The 18148-nt window shown below is 40.3% G+C and carries 23 protein-coding genes; 14 read left to right on the top strand and 9 right to left on the bottom strand.

Going from position 1 to position 18148, the window contains the following annotated elements; all coding sequences use genetic code 11:
- Positions 1-71 precede the first annotated feature (71 nt).
- Positions 72-779, top strand: a complete 708-nt coding sequence (locus tag N521_RS14605) for a cytochrome c biogenesis CcdA family protein (RefSeq protein WP_007499338.1) — start codon at positions 72-74, stop codon at positions 777-779.
- Positions 780-873: 94 nt separating this feature from the next.
- Positions 874-1356 (top strand): CcdC family protein, encoded by a 483-nt coding sequence (locus N521_RS14600; protein ID WP_008357842.1) that lies wholly within the window; start codon positions 874-876, stop codon positions 1354-1356.
- Positions 1357-1376: 20 nt separating this feature from the next.
- Here the strand turns inward: N521_RS14600 and N521_RS14595 are convergent, their stop codons facing one another.
- From N521_RS14595 to sspO, 4 genes are all read right to left on the bottom strand, one after another.
- The gene (locus N521_RS14595; RefSeq protein ID WP_007499335.1) at positions 1377-1805 is read right to left on the bottom strand and encodes a DUF2621 domain-containing protein; all 429 of its coding nucleotides are present in this window, start codon (positions 1803-1805) and stop codon (positions 1377-1379) included.
- Positions 1806-2064: 259 nt separating this feature from the next.
- Positions 2065-2454, bottom strand: coding sequence for an Hsp20/alpha crystallin family protein (locus N521_RS14590; RefSeq protein ID WP_035391929.1), 390 nt, complete (start codon positions 2452-2454; stop codon positions 2065-2067).
- Between the two features lie 102 nt (positions 2455-2556).
- Complete coding sequence (locus N521_RS14585) at positions 2557-2703, bottom strand: small acid-soluble spore protein P (RefSeq protein WP_003211331.1); 147 nt, start codon at positions 2701-2703, stop codon at positions 2557-2559.
- A 17-nt stretch (positions 2704-2720) separates the two neighbouring features.
- Positions 2721-2867 (bottom strand): small acid-soluble spore protein O, encoded by a 147-nt coding sequence (gene sspO / locus N521_RS14580; protein WP_017359581.1) that lies wholly within the window; start codon positions 2865-2867, stop codon positions 2721-2723.
- A gap of 220 nt (positions 2868-3087) precedes the next feature.
- Between sspO and acnA the strand changes: the two genes are divergently transcribed.
- The 7 genes from acnA (at position 3088) to N521_RS14550 (ending at position 7880) form a co-directional block, all read left to right on the top strand.
- A complete protein-coding gene (gene acnA / locus N521_RS14575) occupies positions 3088-5817 on the top strand; it encodes an aconitate hydratase AcnA (protein WP_008343808.1) in 2730 nt (909 codons plus the stop codon).
- Positions 5818-5883: 66 nt separating this feature from the next.
- Positions 5884-6387, top strand: a complete 504-nt coding sequence (locus N521_RS14570; RefSeq protein WP_008343807.1) for a TlpA family protein disulfide reductase — start codon at positions 5884-5886, stop codon at positions 6385-6387.
- Positions 6388-6463: 76 nt separating this feature from the next.
- Entirely contained in the window at positions 6464-6589 is a 126-nt protein-coding gene (locus N521_RS19380) for an FbpB family small basic protein (protein ID WP_003211002.1), read from the top strand.
- Positions 6590-6640: 51 nt separating this feature from the next.
- Positions 6641-6784 carry an acid-soluble spore protein N gene (locus tag N521_RS14565; protein WP_008357830.1) on the top strand — a complete coding sequence of 48 codons (144 nt, stop codon included), beginning with the start codon at positions 6641-6643 and terminating at the stop codon, positions 6782-6784.
- A gap of 15 nt (positions 6785-6799) precedes the next feature.
- On the top strand, positions 6800-7042 hold the full coding sequence (gene tlp, locus N521_RS14560; protein ID WP_017359579.1) for a small acid-soluble spore protein Tlp: 243 nt from the start codon (positions 6800-6802) through the stop codon (positions 7040-7042).
- Positions 7043-7145: 103 nt separating this feature from the next.
- Positions 7146-7568 (top strand): acyl-CoA thioesterase, encoded by a 423-nt coding sequence (locus tag N521_RS14555; protein WP_008343800.1) that lies wholly within the window; start codon positions 7146-7148, stop codon positions 7566-7568.
- 3 nt (positions 7569-7571) lie between these two features.
- Positions 7572-7880, top strand: a complete 309-nt coding sequence (locus N521_RS14550; protein WP_017359578.1) for a hypothetical protein — start codon at positions 7572-7574, stop codon at positions 7878-7880.
- 41 nt (positions 7881-7921) lie between these two features.
- Here the strand turns inward: N521_RS14550 and N521_RS14545 are convergent, their stop codons facing one another.
- Positions 7922-8209 (bottom strand): HesB/YadR/YfhF family protein, encoded by a 288-nt coding sequence (locus tag N521_RS14545; protein ID WP_008343795.1) that lies wholly within the window; start codon positions 8207-8209, stop codon positions 7922-7924.
- A 96-nt stretch (positions 8210-8305) separates the two neighbouring features.
- Positions 8306-8887: a glycerol-3-phosphate 1-O-acyltransferase PlsY gene (gene plsY, locus N521_RS14540; protein WP_008343794.1), complete on the bottom strand. Its 582-nt coding sequence runs from the start codon at positions 8885-8887 to the stop codon at positions 8306-8308.
- Positions 8888-9041: 154 nt separating this feature from the next.
- On the opposite strand from plsY, the gene N521_RS14535 reads away from it, so the two are divergent.
- The 3 genes from N521_RS14535 to parC all read left to right on the top strand — a co-directional run bounded on the left by N521_RS14535 (position 9042) and on the right by parC (position 14282).
- A complete protein-coding gene (locus N521_RS14535; protein ID WP_017367328.1) occupies positions 9042-9455 on the top strand; it encodes a CoA-binding protein in 414 nt (137 codons plus the stop codon).
- Positions 9456-9870: 415 nt separating this feature from the next.
- Complete coding sequence (gene parE / locus N521_RS14530) at positions 9871-11838, top strand: DNA topoisomerase IV subunit B (protein ID WP_017367329.1); 1968 nt, start codon at positions 9871-9873, stop codon at positions 11836-11838.
- A 2-nt stretch (positions 11839-11840) separates the two neighbouring features.
- Complete coding sequence (gene parC, locus N521_RS14525; protein WP_035391924.1) at positions 11841-14282, top strand: DNA topoisomerase IV subunit A; 2442 nt, start codon at positions 11841-11843, stop codon at positions 14280-14282.
- A 53-nt stretch (positions 14283-14335) separates the two neighbouring features.
- Here parC and N521_RS19915 read toward each other — a convergent pair whose 3' ends face one another.
- The 3 genes from N521_RS19915 to N521_RS14515 form a co-directional block, all read right to left on the bottom strand.
- On the bottom strand, positions 14336-14461 hold the full coding sequence (locus N521_RS19915; RefSeq protein WP_008343787.1) for a hypothetical protein: 126 nt from the start codon (positions 14459-14461) through the stop codon (positions 14336-14338).
- 29 nt (positions 14462-14490) lie between these two features.
- The gene (locus N521_RS14520; RefSeq protein WP_008343786.1) at positions 14491-14838 is read right to left on the bottom strand and encodes a hypothetical protein; all 348 of its coding nucleotides are present in this window, start codon (positions 14836-14838) and stop codon (positions 14491-14493) included.
- 195 nt (positions 14839-15033) lie between these two features.
- Complete coding sequence (locus tag N521_RS14515) at positions 15034-16206, bottom strand: MFS transporter (protein WP_035391922.1); 1173 nt, start codon at positions 16204-16206, stop codon at positions 15034-15036.
- 77 nt (positions 16207-16283) lie between these two features.
- Here N521_RS14515 and N521_RS14510 point away from each other — a divergent pair, with 77 nt between their 5' ends.
- Entirely contained in the window at positions 16284-17447 is a 1164-nt protein-coding gene (locus N521_RS14510; RefSeq protein ID WP_035391920.1) for an isocitrate/isopropylmalate dehydrogenase family protein, read from the top strand.
- 2 nt (positions 17448-17449) lie between these two features.
- Positions 17450-18004, top strand: coding sequence for a sugar O-acetyltransferase (locus N521_RS14505; protein ID WP_035391917.1), 555 nt, complete (start codon positions 17450-17452; stop codon positions 18002-18004).
- Positions 18005-18148: the final 144 nt, after the last annotated feature.

Below are 18148 nucleotides of genomic sequence, written 5' to 3'. Positions count from 1 at the left end.
TTGAGATGATGTAAAAAAAATGAAATGAATTTGTCATCTCTTATTGTATATTGTAAGAAGGGGGTGTTCTTTTGTCAGATTTGAATTACTTTTTAGCGTTTGGAGCAGGGTTTCTATCTTTTATCTCACCGTGCTGTCTGCCACTTTATCCAGCCTTTTTATCCTATATTACGGGCGTTAGTATAGATGAAGTGAAATCTGAGAAGGTGATGCTGAGAAGAAGAAGTCTGCTTCATACATTATTCTTTTTAATTGGGTTCTCTCTCATTTTTATTGCCATTGGATTTGGGACATCGTTTGTTGGGAAGTTTTTCATTGAATATCAAGATGCGATTCGTCAAATTGGTGCCATTCTTATTATTCTCTTTGGCTTTATGATTCTTGGTGTATTTCAGCCTTCTTTTTTAATGGGAGAAAAGAGGTTGCAGTTTAAAAATCGTCCAGCCGGTTTTTTTGGATCGATTCTCATCGGAATGGGTTTTGCTGCTGGTTGGACACCATGTACCGGCCCGATTTTATCAGCTGTCATCACACTTGCCAGCAACAAGCCAGAGTCCGCTGTGACCTATATGATTGCGTATGTATTAGGTTTTGCTATCCCATTTTTTGTTCTTTCCTTTTTCATCACAAAAATGGCTTGGATCAGAAAGCGTCAGCAGCTCATCATGAAAACTGGCGGGATTATTATGATCGTAGTAGGGATCTTGCTGTTCTTTGATCTTCTGACATGGATCATTATTATGTTCTCATCATTATTTGGAGGATTTACGGGTTTTTGAAATCGTTTTCTACAGTCGCGGCGAATGGTTTTTTTTCGTCAATTGGAGTATATTATACATAGGCTGACCTTAAAGAATAAAGGAATGATTTGATATGATGATCATAATTTCTTCTATAGTGGCGGTATGTATGGCGGTAGCCGTCATGTTTATTCGCATTAAATCATCTGCAAAACCTGCAACCGCGAAAAAAATTATATTACCTCCTATCTTTATGAGCACTGGAGCACTGATGTTTTTTGTGCCAATGTTTCGAGTAACTGGAGCTGAATTTTTAGAGGCGATTACTGTAGGGATGTTTTTCTCTATCTTTTTAATTAAAACATCGAAATTTGAAATTAGAGGCAATGAAATCTATTTGAAACGTTCAAAAGCATTTGTGTTTATTCTCATTGGACTTCTTGTCCTTCGTATCGGAATGAAGACGATTTTAAGCTCTTCCATTGATTATGGTGCGCTCAGCGGGATGTTTTGGATTCTAGCCTTTGGCATGATTGTCCCTTGGCGGGTTGCGATGTATTTGTCGTTTAGAAAGCTGTCTAAACAATTAGATCCGCAGCAGGTCCAAATGAATTAAACCTCCTTTTTAAAAGGAGGTTATTTTAATAAAGATTCATATGGGGAATGGTCGATCTTTTTTTCTTGAAGGCGCTTTAGTAGAAATTTATGATCCCGCTTCGGTGTAGCGATAATATAGCCGCGAATGATTAAGTCTAAATTAATGCTGGCCGCTTGTTCTTTTAGTGCCAGCTCGCCAATTTTACCGGCGATTTTTTCTTTGGCGACATCTCTAAACAGCTCTGGAACCGGTAATACTAGCTCATTTAATAGCTGTTTGTCTTCATCGCGCCATAGGTGCAGGCTCTTTTGAATATATTCATCCTGCCAATCAAGCTCTGATTTCCCGTCTTCTTTCGGCAATCGTTTTAAAAACTTGCGAAACATAAAAAAGCCACCGATTGCTAGTAATCCAATCATCACTGTACCCCAAAATAAAATGAACCACAAAAACCAGCCGCTTAACATGTTCTCACTCCCTATATCCCTTCTCTCTACTCTATTTTACATGAAGGGAAGGTAGAAGAAAATAACAAAAATGTATGTGTTTTTTCTCTATAAACGCCTTTTTTGATCAAGAGACGCCCATTTACTAGAATGACCCAAACCATTTAGTAGAAAAGGAATACATTATTGTATAGCGACTCTACTATTTGGCCATGGTGGTTCGCACAAGGTATTGACTTGAAACGAACGGAAGAGAGCCCGCCTGTATACAGGCGGGCTCTTAATGTTTGAAGTGCGGCATTTGAAAGGAAAATGCTCCGTCTTGACGATGGGCATCCTTTTTGATTTTGATTGATATGATTCTGTTTTCGTAATCTGTATCAATGTCTTTGTCATTCAAATAAAAAGGCAGTATGACACTTTTTTCAATCGGCTGTTCTCTTTCATCAATCAAATAAGCGAGGATGAGCTCACATCCGGAAAAGGTCAGTTTTAAATCAGTGATCGATAGGGTGGAGAGGTCGATCTCAATAATATAATCACGGCTCGTTTCATAAAGATCTATTGGGAGCTGTTCGTCATACCATGCAAAAGGATCGTCCATTAATACATTCAGCCAATCATCTATTTCAAGAAAATCAGAGGAATTCACTTGCTTTTCATTCTCCATAAACACTCCTCCATCACATCTCATAATAAATCATATGATAAAAGCTGAAATGTGTGAAAGACCTAAAACATCCCGTTTGGTCACGGGCTTTAGAGAAAATGTTTACATATCATGATGTGAATTGTGCTTTTGTCTTGTATGGTTGCGGTTTTTCACTTTTTTACTGCCTGATAGTGGCTCAGGTTGCCCGCCTTGATGCTCTTTAGGAGAGTTTTGACGTATGTCTTTCCCTGTGTTTTTGTTCGTCATCATTTCTCACTCCTTTCTTATTGGTTTTTTTTACGCTTTTTATTGTTTTGCTTTTGTTCTTCTGTTAAAACGAGCTGATCATTTTCTATATAACCTGCACCATTTCCTTGGCTTTTGGCTGCGTTCATGCCGTCAATGACATGATTTGCTTTTCTTTTTGTCATGTTCTATCACCTCAGCATTAGTATGAACCCGTGCTGCTCAGTTTATGAAGAGTAATCATTTCCTTGTGATAAGCTAAACTTATTGAATTTAATAAAAGCATTGTTATTTACTTATGTATGAATTTGTTTTAAGATGAAATTGTGAGAAAATTGTGGTGAAATACGACGATTTTTCTGAGAATTGAAATTGATCTTGATCATCAAAAGGGGGATTTTGGACATGTCGAAACAGCAGCAAGTCGCTAAACAAGACGCTTTTCAATCTAGAAAAACGTTTTCGACAAATGGGAAAACGTATCACTATTATTCGTTAGAAGCACTCGAGAAACAAGGAATCGGAAATGTTTCTAAGCTGCCTTATTCCATTAAGGTACTTTTAGAATCAGTGCTTCGCCAAGTAGACGGTAGAGTGATCAAAAAGGAACACGTTGAAAACTTGGCAAAATGGGGAACTGCCGAGGTAAAAGAAATTGATGTTCCATTTAAACCTTCTCGTGTTATTTTACAAGACTTCACGGGTGTGCCAGCTGTCGTTGACCTTGCTTCTTTAAGAAAAGCAATGGCAGATGTGGGCGGAGACCCAGATAAAATCAACCCTGAAATTCCAGTTGACCTGGTCATTGACCACTCTGTACAAGTCGATAAAGCTGGAACTGAAGATGCATTAAACATTAACATGGATTTAGAATTCGAACGTAACGCAGAGCGTTATAACTTCCTTAGCTGGGCAAAGAAAGCGTTTAACAATTATCAAGCTGTTCCGCCTGCAACAGGGATCGTTCACCAAGTGAACTTAGAGTATCTTGCAAGTGTTGTTCATGCAATCGAAGAAGATGGCGAGATCATCACATATCCAGATACATTAGTTGGTACTGACTCACATACAACAATGATTAACGGTATCGGTGTACTTGGATGGGGCGTTGGCGGTATCGAAGCAGAAGCTGGTATGCTTGGTCAGCCTTCTTACTTCCCAGTGCCAGAAGTCATTGGGGCTAAATTAGTTGGAGAGCTTCCAAACGGAACAACTGCAACTGACCTTGCATTAAAAGTGACACAAGTTCTTCGTGAAAAAGGCGTAGTGAACAAGTTCGTCGAGTTCTTCGGACCTGGTGTTGCACAATTGCCGTTAGCTGATCGTGCAACAATTGCGAACATGGCGCCAGAATACGGTGCAACTTGCGGATTCTTCCCAGTAGATGAAGAAGCGCTAGCTTACCTTCGCCTTACTGGACGTGATGAAGAGCAAATTAATATCGTTGAAGAATATTCTCGCGCAAATGGCTTATTCTATACGCCAGATGCAGAAGAGCCAATTTTTACTGATGTTGTGGAAATTGATCTTTCTCAAATTGAGTCAAACTTATCTGGTCCGAAACGTCCACAAGATTTGATTCCACTTTCTCAAATGAAAGAGACGTTTCATAAACACATCGAAAGCCCAGCTGGTAACCAAGGTTTTGGCTTAGAAAAATCAGAGCTAGATAAACAAATCGAATTTGATCTAGCAAATGGTGAAAAGGCTGTGATGAAGACAGGTGCGATTGCGATTGCAGCGATTACGAGCTGTACGAATACATCGAACCCATACGTCTTAATCGGAGCAGGTCTTGTTGCGAAAAAAGCCAGTGAGCTCGGTATGAAGGTGCCAAATTACGTGAAAACGTCACTAGCACCGGGTTCTAAAGTTGTAACAGGGTACCTCGTGAATTCGGGACTTCTTCCATATTTAAGAGACCTCGGATTTAACATCGTTGGGTATGGCTGTACAACATGTATCGGAAACTCAGGACCGCTGGAAAAAGAAATTGAAGATGCTGTCTCTGAAAATGATCTGCTGATCACTTCTGTTTTATCAGGTAACCGTAACTTCGAAGGTCGTATCCACCCGCTTGTAAAAGGAAACTACCTTGCATCTCCACCATTAGTTGTGGCTTATGCACTTGCTGGTACGGTGAATATTGATTTAACAAAAGATCCGATCGGTGTCGATAAAAATGGAGAGAACGTTTATTTCAATGACATTTGGCCATCAATGGATGAAATCAACAGCGTTGTGAAAAGCACTGTCACACCTGAGCTATTCCGTTCAGAGTATGAAACTGTTTTTGACAACAATGACCGCTGGAATGAAATTAAAACAACGGATGATGCATTGTATAAATGGGATGAAAATTCCACATACATTGATAACCCGCCATTTTTTGAAAACTTATCAGTTGAACCTGGTAAAGTTGAACCACTTAAAGGATTGCGCGTAGTGGCGAAGTTCGGTGACTCTGTCACAACAGACCATATTTCTCCTGCTGGAGCAATTGGTAAAGACACGCCTGCAGGTAAATACTTGCAAGAAAGAGGCGTTTCGCCAAGAGACTTTAACTCATATGGATCACGTCGTGGTAACCACCATGTAATGATGAGAGGTACTTTTGCAAACATCCGCATTAAGAACCAAATCGCACCAGGAACAGAAGGCGGGTATACAACGTACTGGCCAACTGGTGAAGTGACATCCATTTATGATGCATGCATGCGTTATAAAGAAGATGGAACTGGTCTTGCGATCTTAGCAGGCAAAGACTACGGAATGGGTTCTTCACGTGACTGGGCTGCAAAAGGAACAAATCTTCTTGGAATTAAATTCGTTCTTGCGGAAAGCTTTGAGCGTATCCACAGAAGTAACCTTGTCTTCATGGGCGTACTTCCTTTACAGTTTAAAGACGGTGAAAGTGCAGAAACTTATGGACTAACAGGAACAGAAACATTCGAAGTAGATGTTGATGAAACAGTTCGTCCGCGTGATCTTGTCACTGTAAAAGCAATTGATACAGATGGCAACGAGAAAACATTTGAAGTAATTGTTCGCTTTGACAGTGAAGTCGAAATTGACTACTACCGTCATGGTGGTATCCTTCAAATGGTACTGCGTGAGAAATTGGCAAGCAACTAATAAAGCAAAGAAGAGAAGGCGATTAGACAGCTTTCTCTTCTTTTTTAACATAGTGGAGGATCAATCATGTGGAAAAAAGGAATGGCAAGCGCTGTTTTACTTGTGTTGATTGGTTTACTTGCATGGAATGTATTCGGACCAAAAGAACCCGCCATCGGTCTTGAAACAGGGGACAAAGCCCCTGATTTTGAGCTCAAAACCCTTGATGGCAAAACGGCATCTTTATCTGATTATCGAGGGAAAAAAGTACTTCTCAATTTTTGGGCGACATGGTGTAAGCCTTGCCGAACAGAAATGCCAGATCTAGATGCAATTAGAAGTGAAAATGACCAAGTTGAGGTACTAGCGGTGAATTTGACGAACACTGAAAAGAGTGTGGATCACGTCGCATCTTTTATTGATGAACTTAAGGTCAGTTTTCCTGTTTTATTAGATCAAAAAGGTATTCAAGCGAGATATCAGGTACTTTCATATCCGACGACATACATACTAGATGAAAAAGGGCGTATCCTGTCTGTAAAGCATCAAATGCTCACAAAAAAAGAAATTGAAAAAGAGCTGGATCTATAATGATTCAGCTCTTTTTTGCTTATTTTCTAAATGTTTTGGCGAAAATGGTATGAACAGAGTGGAGGTGGTGATAGAAATGAGACGAAGAAAGCGCCGTACTTTTGAAGAACTTGTGCTTGAAAATAAAAAAGAATTATTAAGCAATGAGGAATTTTTAAACCAGCTTGAAGAAAAGTTGGAAGAGCGATTTAGACAGAAATAAGTTATGATTTGACCTTTTTCGTTCATCCTAAAGAAGAGGGAGGGATGAATGATGGGTAGAGAGCATGATAAACAAGCGCAGTTTACACCAGACCATTTAGGGACAAAACCTGTAGCATACAAACGAAATAAAGGCAAAAAGATGCATAATAAATCGAATGAACAGCCTGATGTGATACAGACGAAGGGCGAATAATAGGAGGGAAGCATGATGAATGACAAGTCATATCAATCCAATCCAGATGATCGTTCTGATAATGTTGAGAAGCTGCAGGATATGATCGAAAACACACTTGAAAATATTGATGAATCTGAAGCAGCAATGGGTCTTTCAACAGAGGAAGAAAAGCAGATGATCAAGCAAAAAAATGAAAACCGTAGAACAAGTATTGACGCAATGCGTTCTGAAATAAAGGACGAGGAAGCAGCAAGAAAGAGCGGTTACACTGAATAAACCAGGGATTCCTGGTTTATTTTATTGCCTCTTTTTAGAAGAACCAATTGGAATGTGGTAAAATGTCAGAGACGTTAGGTTTTGATAGGAGAGCGATGAAAACGTGTATGTATCTAAAAAAGAAATAGAAGTCCGTTATGCAGAAACAGATCAAATGGGCATTGTGTATCATGCCAACTATTTAATTTGGATGGAAGTCGGCAGAACAGCGTTAATTAAAGAATTAGGCTTTTCCTATGCCCAGTTAGAGGCAGACGGTGTCCTTGCACCTGTTGTCGATCTTCAGGTTCAATATAAGAAACCACTACTGTACGGTGAAACGGCTACAGTTCACACATGGATAGAAGAATATAACGGCGTGAAAACAGTGTATGGCTATGAAATACAAAAACCTGATGGACAAACGGCTATTACAGGGACCACCTCACATATTTGTGTGGACAAAGAAACCTTTAGACCGATTCAATTTAGAAAAGCTTTCCCTGCATGGCACAGCGTTTACGAACAGTCCAAGAAGCAGGTTTGATTCATGGCATTTGGAATTAAAAGAAAGGATCTACATGCTTGGAAATCAGCTGTTCGGGAAGGGAATGTGGCCTTTTTGACACACTATTGGCTTGATGACCGTTTTCCGCATGCGAATACTGTCACAAAGGCAGCCTGTCAGGATATGGAGCAATTAATCGCTTGGGGACAAAAGCATGGATTAAAGAAAGAATGGATCCATGTTCGCGAAGGTTTTCCTCATTTTGATCTCATTGGTGATTCGCAAAAACGGATTTTGCAAAAAGAGCGGTCATTAGGAAACATTCAGGAGTATGGACTTTATATTGAGTGATAAACAAAAAAGATACCCGAGGGATGAGGTATCTTTTTTGTTTATTCATAATGAAATTCTGGTTCTTTCACGGACTCGTTATAATCAATATGCAGATCATGGTTGTCAAAATACCAAATATCACTTTCTTCCACAAAGAAAGTAATGCCTTCTACTTCAGCGGTTGCGCCGGCATTTTGAGGTTCATCTTTTGCGACGCCGAGAGAAAAGCCTTTTTGTACATTACTGCACCCGCCATATCTGACAAAAAAGCGAACATGATCACCTTTTTCTAAATCCAGTTCATTCTTGTACCAATTGAGTGCATCATCTTTTATCGTTAATTTCAATGTGATCGCCCCTTTTTGAAGTCATGCTGTTTTTAAATGCAGGATGCAAAAACAGCTTTTCTTTACTTTTACCACATATTTAAATTGATGAAACGGCTAAAGCCATTTGATTTTCGGTTCAGTTTTGTTGAGAATTCGTTTGAGGTTGGCGATGTGTCTGAAGATCACAAAGCCAGCAAGAACAGCAACAACAATAATTAAAAATAGATCTTGGGTGAATATGCTGTAAATGAATGTGTAGATCCCAGTCAGCATAGATGATAATGAAACATATTTACTAATGTATAAAAATAAGAAAAAAGCAGCGATCATCGTGATAAATAAGAACGGGGCATAAAATAACAGCACGCCGCCTGATGTAGCGACCGCTTTTCCCCCTTTAAATTTTGCAAAGACAGGAAAGCTGTGACCGATAACAGCAGCCACTCCTGCTAATAAGGGATGAATGTCCAGTTGCATGAAAAACGGTAAAGCCGAAGCAAGAGTCCCTTTTAAAATATCAGCAGTGATAACGATGGACCCTGCTTTCACACCCAGTGTACGGAATGCATTCGTCGCACCTAGGTTCCCGCTGCCATGTTCACGGATATCGATTCCCTTTGCAGCTTTCCCGACAATGAGACCTGATGGAATACTGCCGAGAAGATAAGCCAAAATAAACATCAAAGCAATTAACATCTGCATAACTCCTTTATATTCTCCCTCTTGTCTTACATTTTAACATGATCTTATGAAAAACATGGCGATCTTTTTTTGAAAAAAACGATGGCCGATGAATTCAGCTTTGTTTTTAACAAGAAATTCGCTAAAATAGAAGAAAAGGAGTGTCTGGATGAATCATCCTTCAAAACAAGAAATTGGGCGTATATTAAAAAGCAGTAAGCGAATTGCGGTTGTTGGTTTGTCAGATCAGCCGCACCGAACGTCTTATATGGTTTCAAAAGCCATGCAGGATGCCGGTTATGACATCATTCCTGTCAATCCAACGATTGATGAAGCACTTGGGGTAAAAGCGGTCGCCTCTTTAAAAGACATAGAAGGGCCTGTTGATATCGTCAATGTCTTTAGACGTTCTGAGTTTTTGCCTGAGGTGGCGAAAGAATTTCTTGAAATAGACGCACCTGTTTTTTGGGCGCAGCAAGGCGTATATCATGAAGAGGCAAAAAGGCTGATTGAGGAAAATGGCAAGGTCGCCATCATGGACTTATGTATCAAAGTGGCTCATGCGATGACAAAAACTCATTAAATCGTCAAAAATCCTTGTTTTTTCAAGGATTTTTGCTTTTTTGTTGCAGAAATATATTTGCGATTCTAGAAGAAAGCGATAAAATAAGGCGACAGGGACCTATCGGTGACCTTGCATATCGAGAAAAAGAGCGATAAGATAAATATAGAACATTTGTTCTGTTTTGCTAAAACCATCATATGATTGCATTTGGCTTATGAAACAGTCTTGTTTATAATGGACTTCTAGTTCTGATTGCAGAATGTAGAACATTCTCGTAACCGTGCAAAAGAGCATGTATCGCTGAATCACACATGCATGGTGATGATGCAGCTTATTAAAGTGGACAGTAATGAGCAGCATGATCATCATTAAAATCTAGAGAGATCATTGATGATTAGCCGGTTATGTTTGTTAGTGAAAGGGGATTAAGCATTTGGTTAAAAAGCAGCAAGTAGATTATAACGATGATTCTATTCAGGTGCTAGAGGGGCTTGAAGCGGTCCGTAAACGTCCAGGGATGTATATTGGATCGACGGATTCCCGCGGTCTTCATCACCTTGTCTATGAGATTGTAGACAACTCTGTCGATGAAGTGCTCGCTGGCCATGGAGATCATATCATTGTCAAAATACATAAAGATAACAGCATTTCCGTCCAAGATAAAGGGCGCGGAATGCCTACTGGTATGCATAAGCTTGGAAAACCGACACCTGAGATCATTTTAACTGTCCTGCACGCAGGCGGAAAATTTGGTCAAGGTGGTTATAAAACAAGTGGTGGACTTCACGGGGTTGGGGCGTCCGTTGTGAACGCACTTTCAGAGTGGCTCACCGTGACGATAGAACGCGATGGATTTATTTATCACCAGCGCTTTGAACATGGCGGAAAGCCAGTCACATCACTTGAAAAAATCGGGAAAACGAAAAAGACCGGTACACTGATTCATTTTAAGCCAGATCCAACGATGTTCAGTGTCACCACCTATAATTTTGATATATTATCAGAGCGTTTAAGAGAATCAGCCTTTTTATTAAAAGGGCTAAAAATAGAGCTGATTGATGAGCGCCATGATGTGCAGGAAACCTTTTATTATGAGACAGGTATTGAAGCGTTCGTTGCTTATTTAAACGAGGAAAAGGATGTACTTAGTGAAGTCGTTTCGTTTGAAGGCGAACATCAGTCCATTGAAGTCGATTTTGCCTTTCAATTTAACGACGGATATTCAGAAAATATTCTGTCGTTCGTCAATAACGTAAGAACCAAAGATGGCGGTACACATGAGTCTGGTGCAAAAACGGCCATGACGAGAGCCTTTAATGAATATGCACGCAAAGTGACCCTTTTAAAAGAAAAAGACAAAAATTTAGAAGGTACGGATATTCGTGAAGGTCTGTCAGCTGTTATTTCTGTCAGAATTCCTGAAGAACTTCTTCAATTTGAAGGACAAACAAAAGGAAAGCTTGGAACGAGTGAGGCTAGGTCTGCTGTAGACGCTGTGATCTCTGAAAAATTGGCTTATTTCCTTGAAGAAAACCGCGAAACGGCAACACTGCTTGTGAAAAAAGCGATTAAAGCGCAGCAGGCAAGAGAAGCGGCTAGAAAAGCAAGAGAAGAAGCAAGGAGCGGCAAGAAACGGAAAAAATCTGAAGCAACACTCAGCGGAAAATTAACACCTGCTCAATCTAGAAACCCGGCAAGAAACGAACTGTATCTTGTAGAGGGCGACTCAGCGGGTGGATCAGCCAAGCAAGGACGTGATCGTAAATTCCAAGCGGTGCTGCCGCTTCGAGGGAAGGTCATTAATACAGAGAAAGCAAAGCTTGCGGATATTTTCAAAAACGAAGAAATCAACACCATTATCCATGCCATTGGCGGCGGGGTTGGTGTCGATTTTAATGTAGAAGACATCAATTATGACAAAATTGTCATCATGACAGATGCTGATACAGATGGCGCGCATATTCAGGTTCTATTGCTTACATTCTTCTACCGCTATATGAAGCCGCTGATTGAGCATGGCAAAGTATTCATTGCCCTTCCGCCTTTATATAAAGTTAGCAAAGGCTCAGGGAAGAAAGAAGTCATTGAATATGCTTGGTCTGATGAAGAAATGGATGACGTACTAAAGAAAGTTGGAAAAGGATATACGATTCAGCGCTATAAAGGTTTAGGTGAAATGAATGCCGACCAGCTATGGGAAACGACAATGAATCCAGAGTCGAGAACGCTTGTCAGGGTGAAGATCGATGATGCTGCACGGGTGGAACGCCGCGTCACGACACTGATGGGTGACAAAGTAGAACCACGCCGTAAATGGATTGAAAAGAATGTCGCCTTTGGACTTGATGAGGAAAGCAACATTCTTGAAAATGAAAACTTGTCGCTAGCTGAGGAGGTTTAAACATGGCACAACAAGAACGATTTCATGATTTACCGTTAGAAGAAGTGATTGGGGACCGTTTTGGTCGCTATAGTAAATATATTATCCAAGATCGTGCACTTCCAGATGCACGTGATGGATTAAAGCCTGTACAACGAAGAATTTTATATGCGATGTATGCAGAAGGAAATACACAAGATAAAAACTTCCGTAAAGCTGCCAAAACAGTCGGTAACGTCATTGGTAACTATCATCCGCATGGTGATTCATCTGTTTATGAAGCAATGGTGAGAATGAGCCAGGATTGGAAAGTGCGAAATGTGCTGATTGAGATGCATGGAAATAACGGGAGTATCGACGGAGATCCTCCTGCTGCCATGCGTTATACTGAAGCAAGGCTTTCTGCCATTGCATCAGAGCTTTTAAAGGACCTCGACAAGGAGACAGTCGAATTTGTCGCGAACTTTGATGATACAAGCAAAGAGCCTGTTGTCTTACCAGCGATGTTTCCCAACCTTCTTGTGAACGGTTCAACAGGGATTTCAGCCGGTTATGCGACTGATATTCCACCGCACCACCTAGGAGAAGTGATTGATGGCGTGATTAAGCGAATTGAACAGCCGCATTGTACGGTTGAAGATTTAATGACAGTCATCAAAGGGCCTGATTTCCCAACAGGCGGGATCATTCAAGGTGTGGATGGAATTAAGAAGGCATATGAAACAGGAAAAGGAAAGATTATGATTCGCGGAAAAGCGGAGATTGAAACCATCCGCGGTGGACGCCAGCAAATCGTGATCACAGAAATTCCTTATGAAGTGAATAAGGCCAATCTTGTCAAAAAGATGGACGAGTTCCGCATTGAAAGAAAAGTAGAAGGGATTTCTGAAGTTCGGGATGAGACGGACCGTACCGGCCTTCGGATTGTTGTAGAGCTGAAAAAAGAAGCGGATGCGAATGGTGTCTTGAATTTCTTATATAAAAATTCTGATCTGCAAATCCCTTATAACTTTAATATGGTCGCGATACATAACAGAAGACCGACTTTAATGACGCTTACAACTGTACTAGACGCTTACATTGCTCATCAAAAAGAAGTGATGACGAACCGCTCAGCATACGAGCTTCGAAAAGCAAAAGAACGTCATCATATTGTAGATGGATTAATTAAAGCTCTTTCCATTTTAGATGAAGTCATTGCGACGATTCGTTCGTCTAATGATAAGCGTGATGCGAAAAACAATTTGATGGAGAAATATGATTTTACAGAAGCTCAATCAGAAGCGATTGTTTCTCTCCAGTTATATCGTTTAACAAATACAGATATCACTCAACTAAGAGACGAAGCAAGAGAGCTTGACGTGCGAATTGCAGAGCTTGAAGACATTTTAGCGAATGAGAAGAAGCTGTTTAAAGTCATTACGAACAACTTGAAGAAGTTGAAAAAGACGTATGCTGATGAAAGACGATCTGTCATTGAGGAAAAAATTGAAGAAATTAAGATTAACCTTGAAGTGATGATCGCATCAGAAGACGTGTACGTCACAGTCACAAAGGATGGATACATCAAACGGACAAGCCAGCGTTCCTATGCTGCATCAAACGGTAAGGACTTCGGTATGAAGGATACAGACCGACTGATTCACCAGTTTGAAATGAATACAACCGATGTTCTTCTGCTCTTTACGAATAAAGGGAGCTATATTTACTGTCCAGTTCATCAGCTGCCAGATATACGCTGGAAAGACATGGGGCAGCATATTACGAATATTATTTCGATTGATCGCGATGAATCCATTCAAAAAGCGATCCCAATTAAAGAATTCGATGAATCATCGTATCTCCTGTTCTTCACAAAAGGCGGTATGGTGAAGAAAACAGAGCTTCTCCAATATAAAGCGCAGCGTTATTCAAAACCGCTTGTCGCCTTGAATTTAAAAGGTGATGATGAACTTGTAGATGTTCATGTCACAACAGGTCAGCAAGAATTGTTTATTGCAACGAAAAATGGCTATGGATTATGGTTTGATGAAGAAGAAGTGAGTGTGGTCGGTCCGAGAGCGGCTGGTGTGAAAGGCATCAATTTGAAGGACGGAGACGAGGTGGTCTCTGGACAAATGATTGATCCGAAGAACAATGTGCTTGTTCTCACGACACAAAGAGGTGCTGTGAAGCGGATGAACCTCTCTGAATTTGATAAGACATCAAGAGCAAAACGTGGAGTGATCATGCTAAGAGAATTAAAGAAAAACCCTCACAGAATTGTTGCTGTGATTGCTGCTTCACTACACGATACACTTGAGATTGATACGGAAAAGGGTGCCACGATCCCGCTCGATATTTCCACACTAAGGGCAAATGATCGTTATAGCAATGGATCGTTTATTTTAGATGAGGAAGAGCAGGGAGAAGTAACTCAAGTTCTTTTATCACCTGCTGCATCTGACCAAGATGACAATAAATAAGCAAAATGAAAACCCCCTGCGTAAGGCAGGGGGTTTTTTATGATGAGGTCAATTTAACTCTCGTGATTGCCAAACATGCTTGTGATGGCATGCACTACTTCAATTCCTTGGTAAACGAAAAGAGAAAGTGAAGTGACAGAGAATAGACCTAGAATGAATACTCTTAAGAAAAATAACATCGTGTAAAACCTCCCAATTTTTGTTTGATTTAAATGGTTGGGTTAACACGAGCTACTCGGAAATTCGAAGACTGGTAGAACACTGCAAGTAAATGCTTCTTTTTCCGGTCAAATCGATCAGTATAAGTGATGCGTGCAAATCCAGCTGCCATACTGCCAATGACTAGCAGTGCTGTAAATGCCGCAAATACTGCGTTCACATGTTTTTGTTTCTTTTCATCGCCTGCTGTCTGAACGATTTTCATTTCATGTGATTCTTGATCAGCAACCACCTTTGCATGATGGTATACCTGAACGGAATGAGGCATTGAGAACAAATGAAAACTTGCAAGTGCTATGAATAAGACTGCTAATTTTAACAGCATATTTTTTTTCATTTTTCTCACCCCTTCCTGTTTATTTTCATGATCTTACCACGTTTTCAGTTATTTGAAAAGTCTTATTTTTTTACTTTCCCTCTTTAAAAAAGCGCTAAACATCAAGACATCTATAGGACTGTTTCACTTCATGAAAGGTTTCAATTTTATTTTTTAAATTTAAAAAAAGTACCGAGATCAAAGATCTGGCACTTGTCAAAAAGAATGTATTGATGTCGGTTTTGCAACAGCTTTTGTGAAGATTCCCGCAATACAAATGGCAAATAGAACAAAAATAAACGCATGAAGCAGTCCGACTTGATTGGCGAGCAGTCCTAAAACAGGGGGCCCTGATAGAGAGGCTGTATACCCAGATAAAGTGACGATACTGACACGTTTGACAGCATAGCGGCTATCATCACCAGCTGCTGAAATGGTCAGCGGGAAGCCTAAGGACGCGCCAAGTCCCCATAAAAAGATAGATATCATACACACGACGAGTGAAATCTTTAAAATCACCAAAAATAGTCCGGCGGCAGCAGATAAAATCGCGATTCTTAGCAATAGCACCCTGCCAAAGCGATCAATGAAACGTCCGCTCAGTAATCTGCCACTAATCATTCCGCACAAAAATAATGCATAGATGACCGTACTCATTGAATGAGAAACCTGATAGCCATCAACCATTGCTAGTGGAATCCAATCATTTGCAGAACCTTCTACAAATGCGAGACATAAGGCAATCATCGCTAATGAGATCGTCCGTTTGTTCAGCCATGATGTTTGAGAAGCCTCAACGGATTCTGACTGCGTCTCATCCGGATCTTTTCCTGTCCCGTGCGGAATAAACCGTGTACAAATCAGGATACTGAGAAAGAAAAGGAGTGCAATGGTGAGAAGGTGAATGAGGACAGACACACCTAAATAAATAAAGAGAATTCCGGCACCTGCACCAATTAACGTTCCAATACTGAAAGAAGCATGCAAAATCGGCAGGATCGTTCTCTTGATCTGATACTCAATCTCCGTTCCTTCTAAGTTCATGGCTACATTGCACATGCCTGAGCCTGAACCAAAAAGAAAAAGACCAGCAGTGACAATCAGCGTAGAAGAGAGGGCGGCGCCGATTGCAAGGGTTGAGAATCCAATAAACATCAAAAAAGCGCTGACCACAATCGCCACTCGGCCGCCTTTTTTGCGAACGAATACATTGGAAAGAATCAGCCCGACAATGGAACCTACAGATAGGCCGAGTAAAATGAGTCCCATTGTGCCTGTATCTGCTTGCAACAAATCTCTCACTTCTGGTGTCCTTGAAAACCAAGTGGAGATGGAGATCCCAGACATCGTAAAAATAACAATGATCGCTTTATACCACTTTAATTTCATCTAATCCCTCATATCTATGTAGTCTTACAGAACAAATCTACTCGATTATAAAGGAGACTTCTTGATTCGTAAATAACATGAGGGAGGATCATCATGAAGAAAATATTCCAACTTCATCATTCTTTGATAGAATAAAGACAAAAGGGGCGATACATATGTCATATCGAATAGGTGTTTTAAAGGGAGACGGGATTGGACCGGAAATTGTTAATTCTAGTATGCGTATTTTTAAGACAGCGCTGTCACAGTTCAATGAACCATTTGTGGAATTTGTAGAGTGTCCTATCGGTGCTGAAGCCATTCATTCTCATCAAGATCCAGTGCCAGCTTCTACGATAGCCGCCTTGAAAAAATGCCATGGCTGGATATTAGGACCTCATGATTCAGCTTCATATCCTGATCAATTGAAAGAAAGAAGAAATCCAAGTGGAGAACTGCGTCATACATTTGATTTATTTGCAAATATTCGTCCATCGCAATCGCTACCAGGTGTGAAAAGCGTTGCCAGTGGCGTCGACCTTGTCATTTTTCGAGAAAATACAGAAGGCTTTTATCCAGACCGGAATATGTATCAGGGGACAGGAGAGTGGATGATTACACCAGATGTCGCCATATCTACAGGTGTGTTTACAAAAAAAGCAATTACCCGTATTACCCACGCGGCCTTTCAACGTGCAGTGGAGAGGAGGGGGAAAGTCACCATTGTTCATAAAGCGAACGTGATCAAATTAGGATCTGGCTTGTTTTTACGAACATGTCAAGAGGTAGCGAAAGCATATCCACAAGTGGAGGTTGAGGATATTCATATTGATGCGATGGCTGCTCATTTAGTGAGACGTGCAGGTGATTTTGATGTGATTGTGACAGAAAATATGTTTGGCGACATTTTATCTGATCTTGCAGGAGAACTAGTCGGCAGTTTAGGAATGGCACCTTCATTAAATTGCAACGAAAATCAAGCGATGGCACAGGCGGCACATGGTTCAGCACCTGATATAGCTGGTCAAAATATCGCCAATCCAATGGGCATGATTCTTTCTACAGTGATGCTTTGTAACTGGCTACATGTGAAATATCAAGATGAAAGATTAAAACAGACAGCGAGTCTGATCGAACATACTCTTGGTGAGGCCTTAAAAAAGAACTTGAAAACGAAGGATTTAGGAGGAAATGAGACGACAACACAATTCACCGAGGCATTCATTCAAACGATGAATGAAGTTTCAATAAAAGGGAGATGAACATGAAAACCGAAAAAGAAAAGATGATCAAAGGAGAATACTATCACCCAAATGACCACACATTGATGAAAGATCGAGCAAAAGCGCGACAATTGACATTTGCCTATCAGCAAACAAATGAGCCATCACAGAGAAAGGCCATTTTAAAGGAGCTTTTAGGCGCTTGCGGAGAAGATGTGGTGTTTGAAGGCAGAATACAATGTGATTATGGATACAATATCGAGGTTGGTGAGCATTTTTTTGCAAATTTTGATGCTGTGTTATTAGATGTTTGCAAGATTACAATTGGAGATCATTGTTTGTTAGGTCCGAATGTACATATATACACAGCTGGACATCCGTTAAATCCAGAAGAACGTCAAACAGGTATTGAATTCGGCAAACCAGTCACAATTGGACATCATGTATGGATTGGCGGCGGTGCCATTATCAATCCAGGTGTGACAATCGGAGATCATGCTGTCATTGCATCAGGAGCCGTTGTGACAAAAGATGTTCCGGCAAATGTGATTGTTGGCGGGAATCCTGCAAAAATCTTAAAACATTTAGAGGAATGAAAATCTGACGAATCAACCGTTGGATTTTCATTTTTTATTTTATCTCAATAAGATAAGTATACTTAATAATGAGACAAAGAAAATTCAATTGTTTCTTAACTTCCTAGAATATATATTATGTAAACTAGATATTAATTAATGCAA

The sequence above is a fragment of the Bacillus sp. UNC125MFCrub1.1 genome (genome assembly GCF_000701305.1).
Lineage (GTDB): Bacteria > Bacillota > Bacilli > Bacillales > Bacillaceae > Bacillus > Bacillus altitudinis.
This window is presented reverse-complemented; position numbering and strand designations above follow the sequence as displayed.

Coding starts and splice junctions, on each gene's coding strand:
- N521_RS14600 (WP_008357842.1), top strand. CDS start 874: ATGATGATCATAATTTCTTCTATAGTGGCGGTATGTATGGCGGTAGCC.
- N521_RS14595 (WP_007499335.1), bottom strand. CDS start 1,805: ATGTTAAGCGGCTGGTTTTTGTGGTTCATTTTATTTTGGGGTACAGTG.
- N521_RS14590 (WP_035391929.1), bottom strand. CDS start 2,454: ATGGAGAATGAAAAGCAAGTGAATTCCTCTGATTTTCTTGAAATAGAT.
- N521_RS14585 (WP_003211331.1), bottom strand. CDS start 2,703: ATGACGAACAAAAACACAGGGAAAGACATACGTCAAAACTCTCCTAAA.
- sspO (WP_017359581.1), bottom strand. CDS start 2,867: ATGACAAAAAGAAAAGCAAATCATGTCATTGACGGCATGAACGCAGCC.
- acnA (WP_008343808.1), top strand. CDS start 3,088: ATGTCGAAACAGCAGCAAGTCGCTAAACAAGACGCTTTTCAATCTAGA.
- N521_RS14570 (WP_008343807.1), top strand. CDS start 5,884: ATGTGGAAAAAAGGAATGGCAAGCGCTGTTTTACTTGTGTTGATTGGT.
- N521_RS19380 (WP_003211002.1), top strand. CDS start 6,464: ATGAGACGAAGAAAGCGCCGTACTTTTGAAGAACTTGTGCTTGAAAAT.
- N521_RS14565 (WP_008357830.1), top strand. CDS start 6,641: ATGGGTAGAGAGCATGATAAACAAGCGCAGTTTACACCAGACCATTTA.
- tlp (WP_017359579.1), top strand. CDS start 6,800: ATGAATGACAAGTCATATCAATCCAATCCAGATGATCGTTCTGATAAT.
- N521_RS14550 (WP_017359578.1), top strand. CDS start 7,572: ATGGCATTTGGAATTAAAAGAAAGGATCTACATGCTTGGAAATCAGCT.
- plsY (WP_008343794.1), bottom strand. CDS start 8,887: ATGTTAATTGCTTTGATGTTTATTTTGGCTTATCTTCTCGGCAGTATT.
- N521_RS14535 (WP_017367328.1), top strand. CDS start 9,042: ATGAATCATCCTTCAAAACAAGAAATTGGGCGTATATTAAAAAGCAGT.
- parC (WP_035391924.1), top strand. CDS start 11,841: ATGGCACAACAAGAACGATTTCATGATTTACCGTTAGAAGAAGTGATT.
- N521_RS19915 (WP_008343787.1), bottom strand. CDS start 14,461: ATGTTATTTTTCTTAAGAGTATTCATTCTAGGTCTATTCTCTGTCACT.
- N521_RS14520 (WP_008343786.1), bottom strand. CDS start 14,838: ATGAAAAAAAATATGCTGTTAAAATTAGCAGTCTTATTCATAGCACTT.
- N521_RS14515 (WP_035391922.1), bottom strand. CDS start 16,206: ATGAAATTAAAGTGGTATAAAGCGATCATTGTTATTTTTACGATGTCT.
- N521_RS14510 (WP_035391920.1), top strand. CDS start 16,284: ATGAGGGAGGATCATCATGAAGAAAATATTCCAACTTCATCATTCTTT.
- N521_RS14505 (WP_035391917.1), top strand. CDS start 17,450: ATGAAAACCGAAAAAGAAAAGATGATCAAAGGAGAATACTATCACCCA.